Below are 17529 nucleotides of genomic sequence, written 5' to 3'. Positions count from 1 at the left end.
CCGGACAGGCGCTTACCCCCCATTCCCTGTCAGTCGATCACCGTCAGTTCGCCCGCCTGCGGCACCGGCATCGCCGCCTTGACCGCGGCGGCGTCCAGACCGCCGGCCAGCAGGCAGACCAGCTTGGCGTAGCTGGCCTCCGGCGTCATGTCATAGGCACCGATCGCCCCCACGGCGCCCAGCCCGGTGGCATAGGCGCCGGGCAGCACCGCGCCGCGCTGCACCTGGGTGTTGTCCATCAGCACGACCCCGGCCGTCACCGCCGCCGACAGGGCGCCGAGGAAGTCCGGATCGGTCGGGCCGTTGCCCTCGCCGAAGGCCAGCAGCACCGCCCCCTTCGCCGCCGGGCTGGTGGCGGTCAGCATCGCCGAGACCGTGCTCGCCCGGATGCCGGGATACAGCCACAGCATGACGACGGAGAACCCCGCCAGCGCCGCCGACATGGCGTCCAGCGCCGCCAGCCGCTTGGCCCGGTTCTCCGGCTCGGCCAGTGAAACGCTCTTGTCCGGCATCGGCAGCCAATAGGGCTCGTTGCGGGCGATCACGCTGCCGACGCTGGCCAGCGGCGGGAAGTTCGGCGAATCGAAGCCGGCGAAGCGGTTGGCGTCGACCTTGGACGAGCGGTTGCCGCGCAGCAGCTTGGTATCGAAATAGACGCAGACCTCCGGCACCGGCAGGGTTCCCGCCACCACGATGGCGCCGACCAGATTGGCCGGCGCGTCGCTCAGTGTGAAGGACAGCGGCACCTGCGACCCGCTGAACACCACCGGCTTCGACAGGCCGGGCAGCAGGAAGGACAGGGCCGACGCGCTGTAGGCCATGCTGTCCGTCCCGTGCAGCACGACGAAACCGTCATACTGGTCATAGACCGACAGCAGCCGCCGGGCGATGGCGACCCAGTCCGACGGCGTCATGTTGGAGCTGTCGAGCGTGCGGTCGAACCAGTCCATGGTCCAGTTCAGGTTCGGGTAATCCTGCACCCGATGGCCCGACAGGCCGGGCACCGCCAGCACCAGCTTCTCGAACTCCGCACCCGGCACCGGGGCCAGCGCCCCGTCGGGATTGGTCACGCACCCGATGGTGCCCCCGGTATACAGCACATAGACCCGCGACATCGCCCGTTCCTCCCGGCTTTCTTGTCGGCGGCAGGATAGGCTGGCGCCCGCCTATTTCTCAAGCCGCAGCCGGTCCCGGACCGCCAGCGGCGAGCGCACCGACGACGGCGCCTGTTCCGCCATCAGGCGATGGGCGAACACGGGAAGGGCCGACGGCACCGGGTTGTAGGCGAGGCGGAAGCGCCGCGGCTCCGGCACCGACGGCGCAGGCATGACAGGCAACTCCATCCGGGCGGCCCCGAGAACCGCACCGGCCCAGGCGGCGAACAACGACATGATCGGACACTCCAAAGGGATTGGAGACCGACAATGGGGCGGGCGCCATTCCCTTGGAAACGAATAGGCATTATGCCGTCATCACGATTCGTAATGACCGCCCCGTTGCGGACGGCCGGGCGCTCTGCTTGAATAAGCGGCAACTTCCGGTTCCCCGCCATGCCCGCCAATCTTGATACCGACCTGCTGCGCGCCTTCGTCGCCGTCGCCGACAGCGCCAGCTTCACCCGTGCCGGCGAAAGGCTGGGCCGCACCCAGGCGGCGGTCAGCCAGCAGGTGCGCCGGCTGGAGGACACGGTGGGCAAGCGCGTGTTCGAACGCGACACCCACGGCGTGCGCATGACCCGCGACGGCGAGGTTCTGCTGGCCTATGCCCGGCGCATGCTGACCCTGAACGACGAGGTGCTGGCCCTGATGCACCGCAGCCCGACGGTGGCCAGCGTCCGCATCGGCACGCCCGACGATTACGCCACCATGCTGCTGCCGGAAATCCTGGCCCGTTTCAACGCCGCCTATCCCGACGTGATGGTCGAGGTCATCTGCGACAACAGCCCCGATCTGGTGGCGGAGATCGACAAGGGCCGCTACGACCTCGCGCTCGTCACCCGCCATGCCGGCGAGGCCGGCGGCGAGCTGGTGCGGCAGGAGCCGGTGGCCTGGGTCGCCCCGCCGCTCGATCCCGTGTCGCCGCCGGGACATCGCCCGGTGGAAAGCCTGGACCCTGTGCCGCTGGCGCTGTTCCCCAAGGGCTGCGTCGTGCGCGACCTCGCTGTCGCCGCGCTCGACGGCATCGGCCGCGACTGGCGCGTCGCCTTCACCAGCAAGAGCGTCGTCGCCGTCCATGGCGCGGTGATGGGCGGGCTGGGGGTGACGGCGATGGAATGCTGCACCGTCCCGCCCAGCCTGCGCCGCATCGGCGCGGCGGAGGGGTTTCCCGCCCTGCCGGACGTCGACATCGCCCTGCACCGCGCCCGCGGCACGGCGCCCAAGCCGGTGCGGCTGCTGGCCGATGCCATCCACGACCTCGTCGGCCATGACTTGCTCGGCCGCCGGGCACCGGACCTCGCCCCATCGATGTCCGCGAAGGAAGTTGCGAAGGAAGTCTCTCCATGAAAGCCGTGCCATGAAAGCCGTGCCGACCCGCCGCCTGCTGCCGGCGCTCGCCGTCGCCCTCGCTTGTGTCGGGTTCATCGCCGCCGCCGTGCCGGCGCGGGCGCAGAGCCCCGTCGCCATCGGCGCCCCGCTGACCGGCGAGGTGGTGCTGAACCGCGACATCGAGGTGCGGATCGGCCCCAGCGAGGATGCGCGCATCGTCACGACGCTGAAGCAGGGCAAGGCGCTGAACGCGCTCGGCACCCCGCGCGGCACCTATTGGACGGAGGTCGCCATCGGCGGCCAGCCCATCGGTTATGTCCCCGCCGATTCGCTGGACCCGGCGCTGATGGTCACCGGCCGGCCGGCCATCGGCGGCGAGGGGCCGCGGGCGCACAAGCCCGCCGAGCCGGCGAAACCCGGCTCCGGCAAGCCGGCGGCGGACGCTCCCCTGCCTCACCGCAGCGCCGCCGTCGTGCCGCGCGCGGCCTGGGACAAGGCGGCGCAGACCCCGGCGGAGGGCTATGTCGTCGCCGCCGGCCCGATCTCCGCCACCGAGATCCTGAGCAACCGCAAGCGGCGCCCCTTCACGCTGCGCCAGGGCGACGTGGTGGCGCTGATCAGTGCGGCGAACGGCGAGGCGACGCTGGCCCTGCCCGCCGGTACCCGCGCGCTGGCGCCGGTCCAGGGGCTGGTCGGGGTGGTGGCGCCCTACCCGCTGCCGGGCATGCCGCCGGTGGAGCCGGGCATGCTCTACGGCATCAAGCTGGGCGAATATGTCAGCTACGCCGAGGGACTGCGCGCCTGGAAGGAGTTCACCGCCGGGCCGGGCAGCGACTATCGCGACCTGCCGCCGATGGTCTGGCCGGTGTTCCGCAAGGGCCGCCTGCTGTACGAGGTCGGGGTGGCCCCCTTCACCCGGCTGCAGGTCGACACCGCCTGCGGCACGTTGGCGCAACGCGGACTCGATTGTACGGTGATCGAGCTGGATACGTTCTGATAGTTTGCATCAATGGGCCGGCCACGCCCACCCTCATGACGCTTTCACGATCGAAGAGCCATGACCGACGCCGACCCGACTGGACCTGAGGACGAGGCCCGAACCGCTCCGGCAGCGGAAAGCGGTGACGAGGATCTGGTGTTCTTCGACGATGCCGCCCCGGACGGGGATGCATCAGGCGGGGACGGCGGCGCGGAGGAGCAGCCCGGCAGCCGCTGGACCATGCTGATCGTCGACGACGAGCCGGAGGTCCATGCGATCACCAAGCTCGTCCTGTCCGACTTCGCCTACAAGGGGCGCAAGGCGCGCTTCCTGTCCGCCCATTCGGCGGCGGAGGCGCGGCGCATCCTGGCGCGGGAAAGCGACATCGCGCTGATCCTGCTCGACGTGGTGATGGAGACGGAGGACGCCGGCCTGCGGCTGGTCCACCACATCCGCGAGGAGCTGCGCAACCGCAACGTCCGCATCATCCTGCGCACCGGCCAGCCGGGACAGGCGCCGGAACGGGCGGTGATCCTCGATTACGACATCAACGACTACAAGGCGAAGACCCAGCTGACCGCCCAGCAGCTGTTCACCACCACCGTCGCGGCCCTGCGCTCCTACGAGGACATCGTAACGATCGACGCCAACCGCCGCGGCCTGGAGAAGATCATCGAGGCGTCGTCGTCGCTGTTCCGCGCCCGCTCGATGAAGCTGTTCGCCGCGGGCGTGCTGACCCAGCTGTCCGGCCTGCTGGGGGTGGGGCCGGACGCCATCCTCTGCATGCAGCGCGGCGGCGCCGGCGCGGCCGGCTGCACCCCGTCGGGATGCGCCCCATCGGGATCTCCCACCAGCCTCTATGTGCTGGCCGGGTCGGGCCGGTTCGAGGCGCTGATCAACGAGCCCGCCGCCGGCCATGTCGACCCGGCCGTGCTGGACGCGGTGGCCGCCTGCCTGGAAAAACAGGCGCATGGCTATGCCGGCGACCATTGCACGCTCTACATCCGCACGCCGAACGACCGCGAGACGGTGGTTTATCTGCGCTCCAACCGGCCGCTGTCCGAACTCGACCGCAGGCTGATCGAGGTGTTCTGCGGCAAGATCTCCGTCGGTTTCGACAATTTGCACCATTACGAGCAGCTCTACCGCGCCCAGCAGGGCACGCTGGCGGCGCTGGCCGATCTGGCCGAACGCGGCCGCGGCACGCTGGGCACGGACGGCGCGGCGGCGGAGAAGACGGCCGATATGGCGGCCGAAATAATTGGGGACAGCCGCTTCAGCCGCTCGCTGCGCATCGCCGCGATCACCGAACGGATCGCCCGCCGCCTGCATGCCGACGGCCTGTTCCCCGAGTCGCTGGACGAATCGACGCTGGAGATCATCGGGCTCGCCGCCATCCTGCACGACATCGGCAATGCCGCGGTCGACCCGGACATCCTGTCGAAGCCCGGCCCGCTCGATCCGACGGAACGCAGCGCCATGCAGACCCACACGGTGGCCGGCGCCGCCCTGCTGCACCAGGCCAGCCATCTGGCCGACGGTCCGACCCATCTGCATCTGGGGGCGGCGGTGGCGCGCTGGCATCACGAGAATTGGGACGGCACCGGCTATCCCGACGGCCGCACCGGGGCGGCGATCCCGCTGTGCGCCCGCATCGTCGCCGTCGCCGACGCCTATGACGCGATGACGCGCGACCGTCCCTATCGTCCGGCGCTGGACCGTGCTCACGCCGTGGAGGAAATCCGGCGGCTGGCCGGCCTGCGCTTCGATCCGGCGGTGGTCGATGCCTTCCTCGCCGTGCTGCCGGAGATCGACCGGCCCGGTTCCGGGGCAGGACCGGCGGCCTGACGACGGGCGGCCTGACGGGCGGGATGCCGCACCCCTAACCCCGCCCCCTTTTCCTTCGTCCTATCGGCTGCAAAGGGCCTCGACCGCCTCGCGCAACGGCCCGACCTGCACCGGCTTCAGCAGCAGCTGGCAGCCCAGAAGTTCGGCCTCGTCGCGCCGTTCGGGCGTGCTGTCGCCGGTCAGGATGATCGCCGGGATCTGCTGCCCGGTCTCGGCACGGACGCGCTCCACCACCTCCCGCCCGGTACGGCCGGCCGGCAGGTAATGGTCGGCGATGATCAGGTTCGGCGCCCGGCCCAGACCGCCGAGCTGAGCCTCCAGCGCGGCGGCGCTCAGCGCCTTCACCACCTCGTACCCCCAGCCGTCCAACAGGATCGCCAGCCCCTCGACAATCGAGCGGTCATCGTCGACCACCAGGATCAGCGGCCTGATGGACTCCGGTTTGGTTGCCTGACTGCCTGTAGGATCAGCCATTGATTTCTCCCGGTCTGTCGCTTGCATCAAATTGGACATCGGGCAAGCCAAGGCAATGCAAGCGCCGCCTGTGGCCTAACCGTGACATCGGACACATCATAGGCTTACCACGGGCAAACAATCCCAAGGCCCGATCTTCCCACAAAACATTGCATAGCCGTCTAATACTGAATTGCAACAATCGGCATCAGGATTTTCCCTTAGCGAATGCACTCAAGATTCTTCAATCAGCGATTCAGCATATGATTGGGCAATCGGCGGTTTGAAAAGACTCTTTCGCGACTCCTTCGGCGAGGACAAAAAAAGAGCCCCCGCCGAAACGGAGGCTCTTTTCTTGAACAGCAGAAACTTCAACCTTTGAGAGATAGTCTCAGGCGCGGAGATTTCCACCGGTCGCCTTGACCACCGCCGCGACGATTTTCTGGCCGACCGCTTCGATCGCCTCATCGGTCAGGGTTGCGCCGGTCGGCTGGTAGGTGACCGACACGGCGACCGACTTGCGCCCCTCGCCCACGCCCGGCCCCTCATAGACGTCGAACACCACGACATCCTTGACCAGCGCCTTGTCTGCGCCCTTCACCGCGCGCAGGATCTTGTCGGCCTCGACCTTGCGGTCGACGACGAAGGCGAAATCGCGCTCCACCGGCTGGAAGGCGGAGAGCTGGACCATCGGCTTGGCGGTGCCGCCCTTCTTCTTCGGCAGCGGCACGGCGTCCAGCATCACCTCGAAGCCGACGATCGGACCCTTGACGCCCAGAGCCTCCAGCACCGACGGATGGATCTCGCCGAAGCGGGCCATCACGGTGGGGCCGAGTCGCAGCACGCCGGAGCGGCCGGGGTGGTACCAGCCCGGCGCGTCGGTGGTGACCTGCAGATTGCCGGCGGGGGCGCCGACCGACTCCAGAACCGCCAGCGCGTCGGCCTTGGCGTCGAACACATCGACGCCGCGCGCCTTCTCCGCCCAATGGCGCGGCACCGCCGCCCCGGCGCGGATGCCGGCGGCGACGCTGTCCTGCCCGTCCGGCGCCGGGGTGCGGAAGGCCGCCCCAACCTCGAACAGGCGGACGTCGGCGAAGCCACGGTCGGCGTTGCGGCCGGCGGCCTGGATCAGGTTGGGCAGGATCGACGGGCGCATGACGTCCAGGTCGCTGCTGATCGGGTTGACCAGCCGCAGGCCGGGCTGGCCGCCGCCGAACAGCTCGGCGACCGGACCGGACAGGAAGGACCAGGTCACCGCCTCCGACAGGCCGCGGGCGGCCAGCGTCCGCTTGGCCAGCGCAACCCGGCGCTGCTTCAGCGTCAGGGCCGGACGGGTCAGCACCGTCTCGCGCGGCAGCGGCGTCGCCGGGATGGCGTCGAAGCCGTGGACGCGCAGCACCTCCTCGACCAGATCGGCCTCGCCATGGACATCTGCGCGCCAGGACGGAATGCCGACGCGCAGCCGGCCATCCTCGTCCTCGCCTTCCACCGTGAAGCCCAGATCCATCAGGATCTGCACCTGACGGTCGCGCGGCAGCTCGACGCCGCCCAGCGCCGCGACTCGGCCGGCGCGCAGGGTCAGGCTGCGCTTCCAGTCCGGCTCGGCCCCGGCGACCACCAGTTCCGACGGCTCGCCGCCGCACAGTTCCAGGATCAGGCGGGTGGCGCGTTCCATGCCGGCAAACACCGCGGCCGGATCGACGCCGCGCTCGAAGCGATAGCGCGCATCGGAGTCGATGCCCAGCCGGCGGCCGGTCTGCGCCGTGCGCACCGGATCGAACAGCGCCGCCTCGACGAAGACGTTGACGGTCTGTTCGGTGCAGCCGGTCGGCTCACCGCCGACGATGCCGGCCAGAGCCTCCGCCCGCTCGTCGTCGGCCACCACGGTCATGGCGCCGTCCAGCGCGTACTCCTTGCCGTTCAGCGCCGCCAGCGTCTCGCCCTCGCGGCCCAGCCGGACGGTGATGTTGCCCTTCACCGTGTCGGCGTCGAAGACGTGCAGCGGTCGGGCGGCGTCGAAGGTCAGGTAGTTGGTGATGTCGACCAGCGCCGAGATCGGGCGCAGGCCGATCGACACCAGCTTGTCCTGCAGCCACTTCGGCGACGGGCCGTTCTTCACGCCGCGGATATAGCGGCCGACGAACAGCGGGCAGGCCTCGGGCGCGGCGATGCTGACGCCGATCGGGCTGGCGAAGCGGCCCTTCACCGGCGTGGTGTCCAGATGCCCGGCGGTCAGCGGCTTCAGCGTGCCCATGCCGGCGGCGGCGAGATCGCGGGCGATGCCGCGCACGCCGGCGCAGTCGGCGCGGTCGGGCGTCAGGTTGATGTCGATGACCGGATCGTTCAAACCGGCATAATCGGCGAAGCCGGCGCCGACGGGCGCGTCGTCCGGCAGCTCGATGATGCCCTCATGCTCGTCGGACAGCTTCAACTCGCGCTTGGAGCACATCATGCCGTTCGACTCGACGCCGCGGATGACGCCCTTCTTCAGCGTGATGTCGGAACCTGGGACATAGGTCCCCTCCGGCGCGAAGACGCCCTTCATGCCGGCGCGCGCGTTCGGGGCGCCGCAGACGACCTGCAGGGTGCCGGCGCCGGTATCGACCATCAGCACGCGCAGCTTGTCGGCGTCCGGGTGCTTCTCGGCCGAGACGACATGGGCGACGCGGAAGGGCGCCAGCTCCTTCGACCGGTCATGGACGCCTTCCACCTCCAGCCCGAGGGCAGTCAGCTTTTCCGTGATCTGGTCGAGCGAGGCGTCGGTCTCCAGATGGTCCTTCAGCCAGGACAGCGTGAACTTCATGGGTCCGGCTCCTTAGCGCGTCAGGCCGTGGGCGATGTTGGGAATGTCGAGGGAGGCGAAGCCGTAATGCTTCAGCCAGCGCAGGTCGGCTTCGAAGAAGGTGCGCAGATCGGGGATGCCGTATTTCAGCATGGCGACGCGCTCCACCCCCATGCCGAAGGCGAAGCCCTGGTACTTGGTGCTATCGATGCCGCAGGCTTCCAGCACGTTCGGGTGGACCATGCCGCAGCCGAGGATCTCCAGCCAGTCGCCGTAATTGCCCAGCTTCAGCTCGCCGCCCTTGCGCGAGCAGCCGATATCGACCTCCGCCGACGGTTCGGTGAAGGGGAAGAAGCTGGGGCGGAAGCGCAGCGGCAGGTCGTCCACATCGAAGAAGGCGCGGCAGAACTCCACGAGGCAGCCCTTCAGGTGCCCCATGTTGGTCGCCTCGTCGATGACCAGCCCCTCGATCTGGTGGAACATCGGGGTGTGGGTCATGTCGTAGTCGGAGCGGTAGGTCCGCCCCGGCGCGATGATGCGGATCGGCGGCTTGTTGTTCAGCATGGTGCGGACCTGCACCGGGCTGGTGTGGGTGCGCAGCAGCATCTTCTTATCGGCCGAATCCGGCAGATAGAAGGTGTCGTGCATGTCGCGCGCCGGGTGGCCGGGCGGGAAGTTCAGGGCGGTGAAGTTGTGGAAATCATCCTCGATGTCCGGCCCTTCGGCGACCGAGAATCCCATCTCGGCGAAGATGGCGATCATCTCGTCCATCGTCTGGCTGATCGGGTGGATGCGCCCCTCGGTCTCGGGCCGGACCGGCAGGGTCACGTCGACCCGTTCGGCCTCCAGCCGCGCCTTCAGGTGGGCGGCGGCGAGGTCGGCCTTGCGCGCGTCGATGGCGGCGGCGATCTCGTCCTTCAGCGCGTTCAGCGCCTGACCGCGCTCCTTGCGCTCGTCCGGCGTGAGGTTCCCCAGCTCCTTCATGAAGCCGGTGATGCGCCCCTTCTTGCCGAGCGCGGAGACCCGCACCTCGTCCAGCGCCGAGAGGTCGGCGGCGGCGTTGACCTGCGACAGAAGTTCGTCTTTCAGCGCGTCGAGCATGGCGGTTCCCGGCAAGCGTGGGGAAAAATCGGTGCAAACAGAAAAAGGGAGCCGGCCCAGCGGCCCGGCTCCCTTCTCTTACAACTGACGCCGTGACGGCAAGCGTTCCCTAGGACGGGAAGCGCTGGGCGTTACGCGGCGGCCTTGGAGGCGAGCGCGGCCTGGGCCTTGTCCACCAGGGTCTTAAAGGCCTCCGGCTCGCGCGCGGCCAGATCGGACAGGACCTTGCGGTCGATCTCGATGCCGGCCAGCTTGATGCCGTTGATGAAGCGCGAATAGGTCAGGCCGTACTGACGGACGCCGGCGTTGATGCGCTGGATCCACAGGCCGCGGAAATCGCGCTTCTTATTGCGGCGGTCGCGGTAGGCGTAACGAAGCGCCTTTTCGACCTTCTCGATCGCAATACGGAAATTCTTGGAATTGCGACCCCGGTAGCCCTTGGCGAGCTTCAGGATCTTGCGGTGACGGGCGTGCGTCGTGACGCCGCGCTTAACACGAGCCATGGTTCAGGTCCTTCCGAATTCTACAATGTGCCGAGATCAGGCGTTGCGCAGCCAGTTCTTCAGCACCGTGCGGGCGTTGGAGTCGCACAGGGTCATCATGCCGCGCGCGTTGCGCTTCATGTTCGGGGACTTCTGTTCCAGGCAGTGGCGCTTGTAGGCGGCCTGAGCGCGGACCTTACCCGTGGCGGTCACCTTGAAGCGCTTCTTGGCGCCGCTCTTCGTCTTCAGCTTGGGCATTTTCGTTTCCTAGAGGGAAATGAGGCGGAATTCCATCGGACGGTTGGGCATGCCCTGAGCCATACGGCCCAGCCTCGCCGCCCGTGGAAGGATGGGCTTATACGCGCGAGGACGGCGGGATGCAAGGGGGATGTGGCGGAAAGGCTTTCTGCAACGCCCTGGACCCGAGGCTCCTCTTCGGCCGTCATTCCCCAAAGGCGGAAATCCAGTCGTTCCATCGTCCGCCTCCCCTGGCCCGCCCCCGCCCTACGCCATTCGCCGCAGCGTCTTCCGCATCGCACGCCCCCGCTGGCGCAAGGCCCCTGCCCGCGCTATGTTCCCGGCCATGAGCGACCGCACCCCCCCATCCTCCGCCGACCCGCAAAAGCCCGTCTCCGGTGCCGCCCCCTCCGGTGCCGAAGGCAACTGGTTCGGCTTCACCCCCGTCGATCCGTCCGCCAAGTCCGGGCTGGTCCGCGCCGTCTTCGACAGCGTGGCGACCAACTACGACCTGATGAACGACCTGATGTCGGGCGGCATCCATCGGCTGTGGAAGGACACGCTGATGGAGTTGGTGGCGCCCAAGCCGGACATGACCCTGCTGGACGTGGCGGGCGGCACCGGCGACATCGCCTTCCGCTTCCTGAAGAAGGGTGGCGGGGCCGCTGTGGTCTGCGACATCACCGAAGCGATGGTCCGGGTCGGCCGCGACCGCGCCATCGACCGCAACATCCTGTCCGGCGTGCAATGGACGGTCGGCGATGCGGAAAAGCTGCCCATCGCTTCGCGCTCGGTCGACGCCTACACCATCGCCTTCGGCCTGCGCAACGTCACCCGCATCGACGAGGCGATCAAGGAGGCCCACCGCGTCCTGAAGCCCGGCGGCAAGTTCTATTGCCTGGAATTCAGCCACGTCGTCCTGCCGGTGCTTCGCGAGCTGTACGACGTCTATTCCTTCCAGGTATTGCCCTTCATGGGCCGCGTCGTGGCGAAGGACGAGGCGAGCTATCGCTATCTGGCCGAGAGCATCCGCCGCTTCCCGCAGCAGGCCGATCTGGCCAAACGGATCGAGGCGGCCGGATTCGGCGCCGTGCGCGTGCGCAACCTGTCGGGCGGAATCGCCGCCATCCATTCCGGCTGGCGGATCTAGGCTCCCGTGTTCCGCATCCTGCGCAACCTGATCCGGATGGCCGTGATCGGCCGGACGGTCGCCCGTCACGACGCCCTGCCCACCAGCCTGCTCGGCACCGCCCCCGGCTTGCTCTGGCTGTGGCGCCGAGTCGCCCGCAAAGGCGTGCCCGGCCGCGAGGGCGAGCGGCTGGCCCGCGCGTTGGCCGAACTCGGCCCCACCTACATCAAGCTGGGACAGCTGCTCTCCACCCGCTCCGATCTGGTCGGCGAGCGGATGGCCGTCGATCTGGCCGAGTTGCAGGACAAGCTGCCGCCCTTCCCCGCCCATCAGGCCCGCGCCATCATCGAGGCGGAGTTCGGCCAGCCGGTCCATGCCCTGTTCCAGAGCTTCGACGACAAGCCGGTCGCCGCCGCCTCCATCGCCCAGGTGCATTTCGCCGTCACCGCCGACGGGCAGGAGGTGGCGGTCAAGGTGCTGCGTCCGGGGATCGAACAGGCCTTCGAACGCGACATCGACCTGTTCTACCGGCTGGCGAACCTTGCCGAATGGGTGCTGCCCCGGCTGAAGCGGCTGCGGCTGGTCGAGGTGGTCGACACCTTCGCCCGCACCTCCCGCCTGGAGATGGACCTGCGGATGGAGGCGGCCGCCGCGTCGGAGCTGGCGTCGAACTTCAAGGACGATGAGACCTTCAACGTGCCGAAGGTCGATTGGGAGCGCACCGCCGGCCGCGTGCTGACGCTGGAGCGCATCCGCGGCTTCAAGGTGGACGAGCCGGCCCGTATCTCCGCCGCCGGTTTCGACCGCGACGAGATCCTGGCGATGGCCTCGGCCAGCTTCTTCAATCAGGTGTTCCGCGACGGCTTCTTCCACGCCGACCTGCATCCCGGCAACCTGTTCATCAACGAACAGGGCACCATCACCGCCGTCGATTTCGGCATCATGGGGCGGCTGGACCGCGAGACGCGCTATTACCTCGCCGACATGCTGATCGGTTTCCTGACCGGCGACTACCGCCGCGTCGCCATCGTGCATTTCGAGGCCGGCTACGTCCCGCGCCACCAATCGATCGAGATCTTCACCCAGGCCTGCCGCGCCATCGGCGAGCCGTTGCAGAACAAGCCGCTGGCCGACATCTCGGTCGGCCGCCTGCTGGCCCAGCTGTTCGCCGTCACCGAACAGTTCGAGATGGAAACCCAGCCGCAGTTGCTTCTCCTTCAGAAAAGCATGCTGACGGCGGAGGGCGTCGGCCGGCTGCTGAACCCCAACATCAACATGTGGGAACTGGCCCGGCCGCTGATCGAGGAGTGGATGCGCGAGAATCGCGGGCCGGAGGCGCAGTTCATCAACGATGCCGGCGCCATCCTGTCCACCGTCCGCCGCATCCCCGCCCTGGTCAGCGAGGCCGAACGGGTGACCCGCGACATGGCGGAGGGTGGGGTGCGCCTGCACCCGCAGACCGTCCGCCAGATGCTGAACGGCTGGGAGACCCGTCGCCGCTCGGACCGCATCGCCCTGTGGGTGATCGCGGCCCTGCTGGCGGTGATCGCGGTTCAGATGCTGTAAAGCTCAATACCCCCGGCTGCGGTCCACCAGATTGGGCAGCGGCCGGCCGTCGCGCAGGGCCTTCACCGCGTCGGCCACCTGCACGGCGCAGCGCGACGGGTGGGTGATCCCGGCGACATGGGGGGTGATGCGGACCTGCGGATGGCGCCAGAACGGATGGTCGGCCGGCAGCGGCTCCGTCGCGAAGACGTCCAAGCTGGCGCCGTGCAGATGCCCGCTCTCCAGCGCGTCGAGCAGGTCCGACTCGACCAGATGCCCACCGCGGGCAGCGTTGATCACCACCGCCCCCTTGGGCAAGGCGGCGAACAGCGACGCATTCATGATGCCGCGGGTCTCGTCGGTCAGCGGCAGCAGGCAAACGAGGAAATCGCACTGCGGCAGCATCGCCGCCAGCCCATCGGGACCGGAGAAGCTCTCCACCCCCTCGATGCTCTTCGGGCTGCGGCTCCAGCCCATCAGGCGGTAGTCCAGGGTCCGCAGCGTGCGGGCGGACGCCGCTCCCAACTCGCCCAGCCCCAGGAAGCCGACGGTCACCTCGGAGGCCGGGCGATGGTCCCTCTGCTCCCACCGCGCCTCGGCCTGGAGGGCGGCATAACCATCCATCAGCCGATGCCAGTAGAGAACCTGATAAGCCACATAGCCGGCCATGTCGACCGTCAGCCCGTCCGCCACCATGCGGACCAGCGGCACGTCGGGCAGGGTCGGATCCTGCAGGATCGGCTCCACCCCGGCGCCCAGCGACACGATCAGCTTCAGGTTGGGCAGCGTCGCCAGCATGCCGGCCGGCGGCTTCCACACCACGGCCACCTCGATGTCGGCGACCTCGCCGGTCTCGGGCCAGACGCGCATCTCCACGCCGGGAAGATGGCGGGCGATTTCCCGGCGCCAATCCTCGGCGCTGTCGCTGGCGGAGCAGAACAGAAGCGTCACGGCCGAACCCCTGCTATGTAGGTGAGTGTTTGGGGCGCGAACGATAGCGCCTTTCCAAAACTCCGCAATCCGCAAGGACGCATGCCCGTGCCGCGCCTGATCCTGCTGAACAAGCCCTATGGCGTGCTGCCGCAATTCACCGATGACCAGGGCCGTCCGACCCTGGCGGAGCTGGTGCCGGTGAAGGGCGTCTATGCCGCCGGCCGGCTCGACCGCGACAGCGAGGGGCTGCTGGCGCTCAGCGACGACGGCCCGCTGATCGCCCGCATCGCCTCGCCCGCCAACAAGATGCCGAAGACCTATTGGGTGCAGGTGGAGGGTATCCCGACCGACGAGGCGCTGGAGGCGCTGCGCCGCGGCGTCACGCTGAAGGACGGTCCCACCCTGCCTGCCGAGGTGCGGCGGATGGAGGAGCCGGAGTCGCTGTGGCCGCGCGACCCGCCGGTGCGCTACCGCGCCGCCATCCCCACCAGCTGGATCGCGCTGACTCTGCGCGAGGGACGCAACCGGCAGGTCCGCCGCATGACCGCGGCGGTCGGCTTCCCCACCCTGCGGCTGATCCGCTGGTCGATCGGCGACTGGACGTTGGAGGGGTTGGCGCCGGGGCAGTGGCGGGAGGTCCCCCAACCGCCCGCGACACCCACCAAGGGGCCAAAGACCCCGGCACCAACCGGTAAGCGCGACTCCGTCAAGCCGCGCCGAACAGCTGCTCCTCGCTCAGCGCCATCACGCTCGCGGAGCCGTTGACCACGGTCGCCCGCAGCGCCGCCGCCTTCGGCAGCACATGGGTGGCGAAGAAGCGGGCGGTCAGCGGCTTGGCCGACAGGAAGGCGGTGTCGGTATCGCCCGCCGCCAGCCGCTCGGTCGCCACCTTGGCGGCGCGGGCCAACTGCCAGCCGCCGGCGACCACGCCCATCAGCTCCAGCAGGGTCACCGACGCGGCGGCCGGCAGGCGCGGGTCCTGCTTCGCCACGCTCAGCACCCAGGCCACCGCCTGCTTGGCCTCATGCGCCGCAGCCACCAGTTCGGCGCCGGTGACCCGCAACGCTTCGTCCGCATGGCCGGACAGCTCGCCGCCCAGCGCCGCGATCTCGTCGAGCAGCCCGTTGGCGGTCGTCCCGCCGTCGCGCAGGATCTTGCGGTTGATCAGGTCGTTGGCCTGGATGGCGGTCGTGCCTTCATAGATCGTGGTGATGCGGGCGTCGCGCAGATGCTGGGCGGCCCCGGTCTCCTCGATGAAGCCCATGCCGCCATGGATTTGCACGCCGTCCGACGCCAGCTGCTGGCCGGTCTCGGTGCACCAGCCCTTGGCGATGGGGGTCAGCAGGTCGACCAGCAGCGCGGCGCGGCCGCGGGCGGCCTCGTCGGCATGGTGGTGCGCCACGTCCACCGCGGCGGCGGCGGTGTAGAGGATGCCGCGCATCGCCTCGATCCGCGCCTTCATGCCCATCAGCAGGCGGCGGACGTCGGGATGGTTGACGATGCCCTTCGACTGGCCCTCGGTCCAGCCCAGCGGCTTGCCCTGCACGCGGTCGCGGGCATAGGCCAAGGCCTGCTGATAGGCGCGCTCGGCGATCGACAGGCCCTGCATGGCGACGTTCAGCCGGGCGTGGTTCATCATGGCGAACATGTATTCCAGGCCGCGGTTCGGCTCGCCGACGAGGAAGCCGGTCGCCCCGCCCTCGTCGCCGAAGGACAGCACGGCGGTCGGGCTGCCATGGATGCCCAGCTTGTGCTCCAGCGACACGCACTTCACCTGATTGCGGGCGCCCAGGCTGCCGTCCGCGTTGACCAGGAACTTCGGCACGACGAACAGGCTGATACCCTTCACGCCCGGAGGCGCGTCGGGCAGGCGGGCCAGCACCAGATGGACGATGTTCTCCGTCAGGTCATGGTCGCCGTAGGTGATGAAAATCTTCTGCCCGCTGACGAGGTAATGGTCGCCGTTCGGCACCGCGCGCGACCGCGTGGCGGCAAGGTCGCTACCCGCCTGCGGCTCGGTGATGTTCATGGTGCCGGTCCACTCGCCCGAGATCATCTTGGGCAGGTAGATGTCCTTCAACGCGTCGGAGCCGTAGAGCTGAACCGCGTTCACCGCCCCCTGCGTCAGCATCGGGCAGAGCGCGAAGGCCATGTTGGCGGAATGCCACATCTCCTGCACGGCGGTGTTCAGCAGGTTGGGCAGCCCCATGCCGCCGCGCGCCGGATCGAAGGGCAGCCCGTTCCAGCCGCCCTCCACCAGCGCCTGCCAAGCCGCCCCCCAGCCCTCCGCCGTGCGGGCGATGCCGTCGGCGCCGAGCTTCGCCCCCTGGACGTCGCCGATGCGGTTCAGCGGAGCCAGGACATTCTCGGCGATCTTCGCCGCCTCGCCCAGGATGCTGTCCACCATGTCGGGGCTGGCATCCTCGAAGCCCGGCAGAGCCGCGACATCGGCCATGCCGGCGAGGTGGTCGAGGACGAAGCGGATCTCTTTCAGCGGCGGGGTGTAGGGGATCGCGGCGGCGGTCATGGGGGACCTCTTCGGGTAACGGAGGAAATGAACGGGATCAGACGGCCTGCTGCAGCTCCGGCAGCACCTTGAACAGGTCGGCGACGAGGCCGTAGTCGGCGACCTGGAAGATCGGCGCCTCCTCGTCCTTGTTGATGGCGACGATCACCTTGCTGTCCTTCATGCCGGCGAGGTGCTGGATCGCACCCGAAATGCCGACGGCGACGTACAGCTCCGGCGCCACGATCTTGCCGGTCTGGCCGACCTGATAGTCGTTCGGCACGAAGCCGGCATCCACGGCGGCCCGGCTGGCACCCACGGCGGCGCCGAGCTTGTCGGCGATGGCCTCCAGCAGGTGGAAATTGTCGCCCGACTGCATGCCTCGCCCGCCGGAGATGATGATGCGGGCGGAGGTCAGTTCCGGACGCTCCGACTTCGACAGCTCGGCCGAGACGAAGCTCGACAGGGCGGGATCGGCCACGGCGGCGATGCTCTCGACCGGCGCACTGTTGGTGGCTGCCGCCGCTTCGAAGGCGGTGGTGCGGACGGTGACGACCTTCACCGCATCGGCCGACTGCACGGTGGCGATGGCGTTGCCAGCGTAGACCGGCCGCTCGAAGGTATCGGCGGAGACCACGGTGGTGATGTCGGAGATCATCGCCACGTCGAGCAGAGCCGCGGCGCGCGGCAGCACGTTCTTGCCCACCGAGGTGGCGGCGGCGAGGACATGGCTGTAGCCGGAGGCGAGCGAGACCAGCAGGGCCGCGACCGGTTCGGCCAGGGCGTGCTCGTAGGCGGCATCGTCGGCGAGCAGCACCTTGGCGACGCCGGCCAGCTTGGCGGCCTGCTCGGTGGCCGAGGCGGCGTTGCGGCCGGCGACGAGGACATGGACGTCGCTGCCCAGCTTGGCAGCGGCGGTCACCGCGTGGGCGGTGGCGGGCTTGAGGCTGGTGTTGTCGTGGTCGGCGAGGATCAGGATGGGCATGGCGGATTCCTCTGTCGGGCGGGGTGTTGGCAGTGCGGAGACTTGCCCCCACCCCGACCCTCC

General features: G+C 68.9%; 16 protein-coding genes. 6 read left to right on the top strand and 10 right to left on the bottom strand.

Annotation, left to right across the window (positions count from 1 at the left end; genetic code table 11):
- Nucleotides 1–29 precede the first annotated feature (29 nt).
- Together M5E06_RS00410 and M5E06_RS00405 are read right to left on the bottom strand one after the other, a co-directional pair.
- Nucleotides 30–1115: an asparaginase gene (locus M5E06_RS00410; protein WP_252136762.1), complete on the bottom strand. Its 1086-nt coding sequence runs from the start codon at nucleotides 1113–1115 to the stop codon at nucleotides 30–32.
- Nucleotides 1116–1166: 51 nt separating this feature from the next.
- On the bottom strand, nucleotides 1167–1391 hold the full coding sequence (locus M5E06_RS00405) for a hypothetical protein (RefSeq protein ID WP_252136761.1): 225 nt from the start codon (nucleotides 1389–1391) through the stop codon (nucleotides 1167–1169).
- Nucleotides 1392–1550: 159 nt separating this feature from the next.
- On the opposite strand from M5E06_RS00405, the gene M5E06_RS00400 reads away from it, so the two are divergent.
- From M5E06_RS00400 to M5E06_RS00390, 3 genes are read left to right on the top strand one after another with little or no spacing between them, the layout of a single operon-like run.
- On the top strand, nucleotides 1551–2504 hold the full coding sequence (locus M5E06_RS00400) for a LysR substrate-binding domain-containing protein (RefSeq protein ID WP_252136760.1): 954 nt from the start codon (nucleotides 1551–1553) through the stop codon (nucleotides 2502–2504).
- A 10-nt stretch (nucleotides 2505–2514) separates the two neighbouring features.
- On the top strand, nucleotides 2515–3483 hold the full coding sequence (locus M5E06_RS00395; RefSeq protein ID WP_252136759.1) for an SH3 domain-containing protein: 969 nt from the start codon (nucleotides 2515–2517) through the stop codon (nucleotides 3481–3483).
- A gap of 60 nt (nucleotides 3484–3543) precedes the next feature.
- Nucleotides 3544–5313 carry a DUF3369 domain-containing protein gene (locus M5E06_RS00390; RefSeq protein WP_252136758.1) on the top strand — a complete coding sequence of 590 codons (1770 nt, stop codon included), beginning with the start codon at nucleotides 3544–3546 and terminating at the stop codon, nucleotides 5311–5313.
- A 60-nt stretch (nucleotides 5314–5373) separates the two neighbouring features.
- Here the strand turns inward: M5E06_RS00390 and M5E06_RS00385 are convergent, their stop codons facing one another.
- From M5E06_RS00385 to rpmI, 5 genes are all read right to left on the bottom strand, one after another.
- Nucleotides 5374–5787: a response regulator gene (locus M5E06_RS00385; protein WP_109150943.1), complete on the bottom strand. Its 414-nt coding sequence runs from the start codon at nucleotides 5785–5787 to the stop codon at nucleotides 5374–5376.
- A gap of 370 nt (nucleotides 5788–6157) precedes the next feature.
- A complete protein-coding gene (gene pheT / locus M5E06_RS00380) occupies nucleotides 6158–8569 on the bottom strand; it encodes a phenylalanine--tRNA ligase subunit beta (protein ID WP_252136757.1) in 2412 nt (803 codons plus the stop codon).
- Nucleotides 8570–8581: 12 nt separating this feature from the next.
- Nucleotides 8582–9649 carry a phenylalanine--tRNA ligase subunit alpha gene (gene pheS, locus M5E06_RS00375; RefSeq protein ID WP_252136756.1) on the bottom strand — a complete coding sequence of 356 codons (1068 nt, stop codon included), beginning with the start codon at nucleotides 9647–9649 and terminating at the stop codon, nucleotides 8582–8584.
- A 131-nt stretch (nucleotides 9650–9780) separates the two neighbouring features.
- Entirely contained in the window at nucleotides 9781–10152 is a 372-nt protein-coding gene (gene rplT / locus M5E06_RS00370) for a 50S ribosomal protein L20 (protein WP_012975157.1), read from the bottom strand.
- Between the two features lie 36 nt (nucleotides 10153–10188).
- The gene (gene rpmI, locus M5E06_RS00365) at nucleotides 10189–10389 is read right to left on the bottom strand and encodes a 50S ribosomal protein L35 (protein ID WP_012975158.1); all 201 of its coding nucleotides are present in this window, start codon (nucleotides 10387–10389) and stop codon (nucleotides 10189–10191) included.
- Nucleotides 10390–10714: 325 nt separating this feature from the next.
- On the opposite strand from rpmI, the gene M5E06_RS00360 reads away from it, so the two are divergent.
- Entirely contained in the window at nucleotides 10715–11518 is an 804-nt protein-coding gene (locus M5E06_RS00360; protein WP_252136755.1) for a class I SAM-dependent methyltransferase, read from the top strand.
- Nucleotides 11519–11524: 6 nt separating this feature from the next.
- On the top strand, nucleotides 11525–13063 hold the full coding sequence (gene ubiB, locus M5E06_RS00355; protein ID WP_109073673.1) for a 2-polyprenylphenol 6-hydroxylase: 1539 nt from the start codon (nucleotides 11525–11527) through the stop codon (nucleotides 13061–13063).
- Nucleotides 13064–13066: 3 nt separating this feature from the next.
- On the opposite strand, the gene M5E06_RS00350 is transcribed toward ubiB, so the two are convergent.
- A complete protein-coding gene (locus tag M5E06_RS00350) occupies nucleotides 13067–13993 on the bottom strand; it encodes a 2-hydroxyacid dehydrogenase (protein WP_252136754.1) in 927 nt (308 codons plus the stop codon).
- A gap of 87 nt (nucleotides 13994–14080) precedes the next feature.
- On the opposite strand from M5E06_RS00350, the gene M5E06_RS00345 reads away from it, so the two are divergent.
- Nucleotides 14081–14740 (top strand): pseudouridine synthase, encoded by a 660-nt coding sequence (locus M5E06_RS00345; protein WP_252136753.1) that lies wholly within the window; start codon nucleotides 14081–14083, stop codon nucleotides 14738–14740.
- Here the strand turns inward: M5E06_RS00345 and M5E06_RS00340 are convergent.
- Together M5E06_RS00340 and M5E06_RS00335 are read right to left on the bottom strand one after the other, a co-directional pair.
- A complete protein-coding gene (locus tag M5E06_RS00340; protein ID WP_252136752.1) occupies nucleotides 14682–16502 on the bottom strand; it encodes an acyl-CoA dehydrogenase C-terminal domain-containing protein in 1821 nt (606 codons plus the stop codon). The two genes, M5E06_RS00345 and M5E06_RS00340, sit on opposite strands and share 59 nt — an antisense overlap.
- A 37-nt stretch (nucleotides 16503–16539) precedes the next feature.
- Nucleotides 16540–17466: an electron transfer flavoprotein subunit alpha/FixB family protein gene (locus M5E06_RS00335; RefSeq protein WP_252136751.1), complete on the bottom strand. Its 927-nt coding sequence runs from the start codon at nucleotides 17464–17466 to the stop codon at nucleotides 16540–16542.
- Between the last annotated feature and the right edge of the window lie 63 nt (nucleotides 17467–17529).

This window comes from Azospirillum sp. A1-3 (assembly GCF_023806445.1).
Lineage (GTDB): Bacteria > Pseudomonadota > Alphaproteobacteria > Azospirillales > Azospirillaceae > Azospirillum.
The sequence above is the reverse complement of the archived record's forward strand: the minus strand, read 5'-3'. Positions and strand labels throughout refer to the sequence as shown.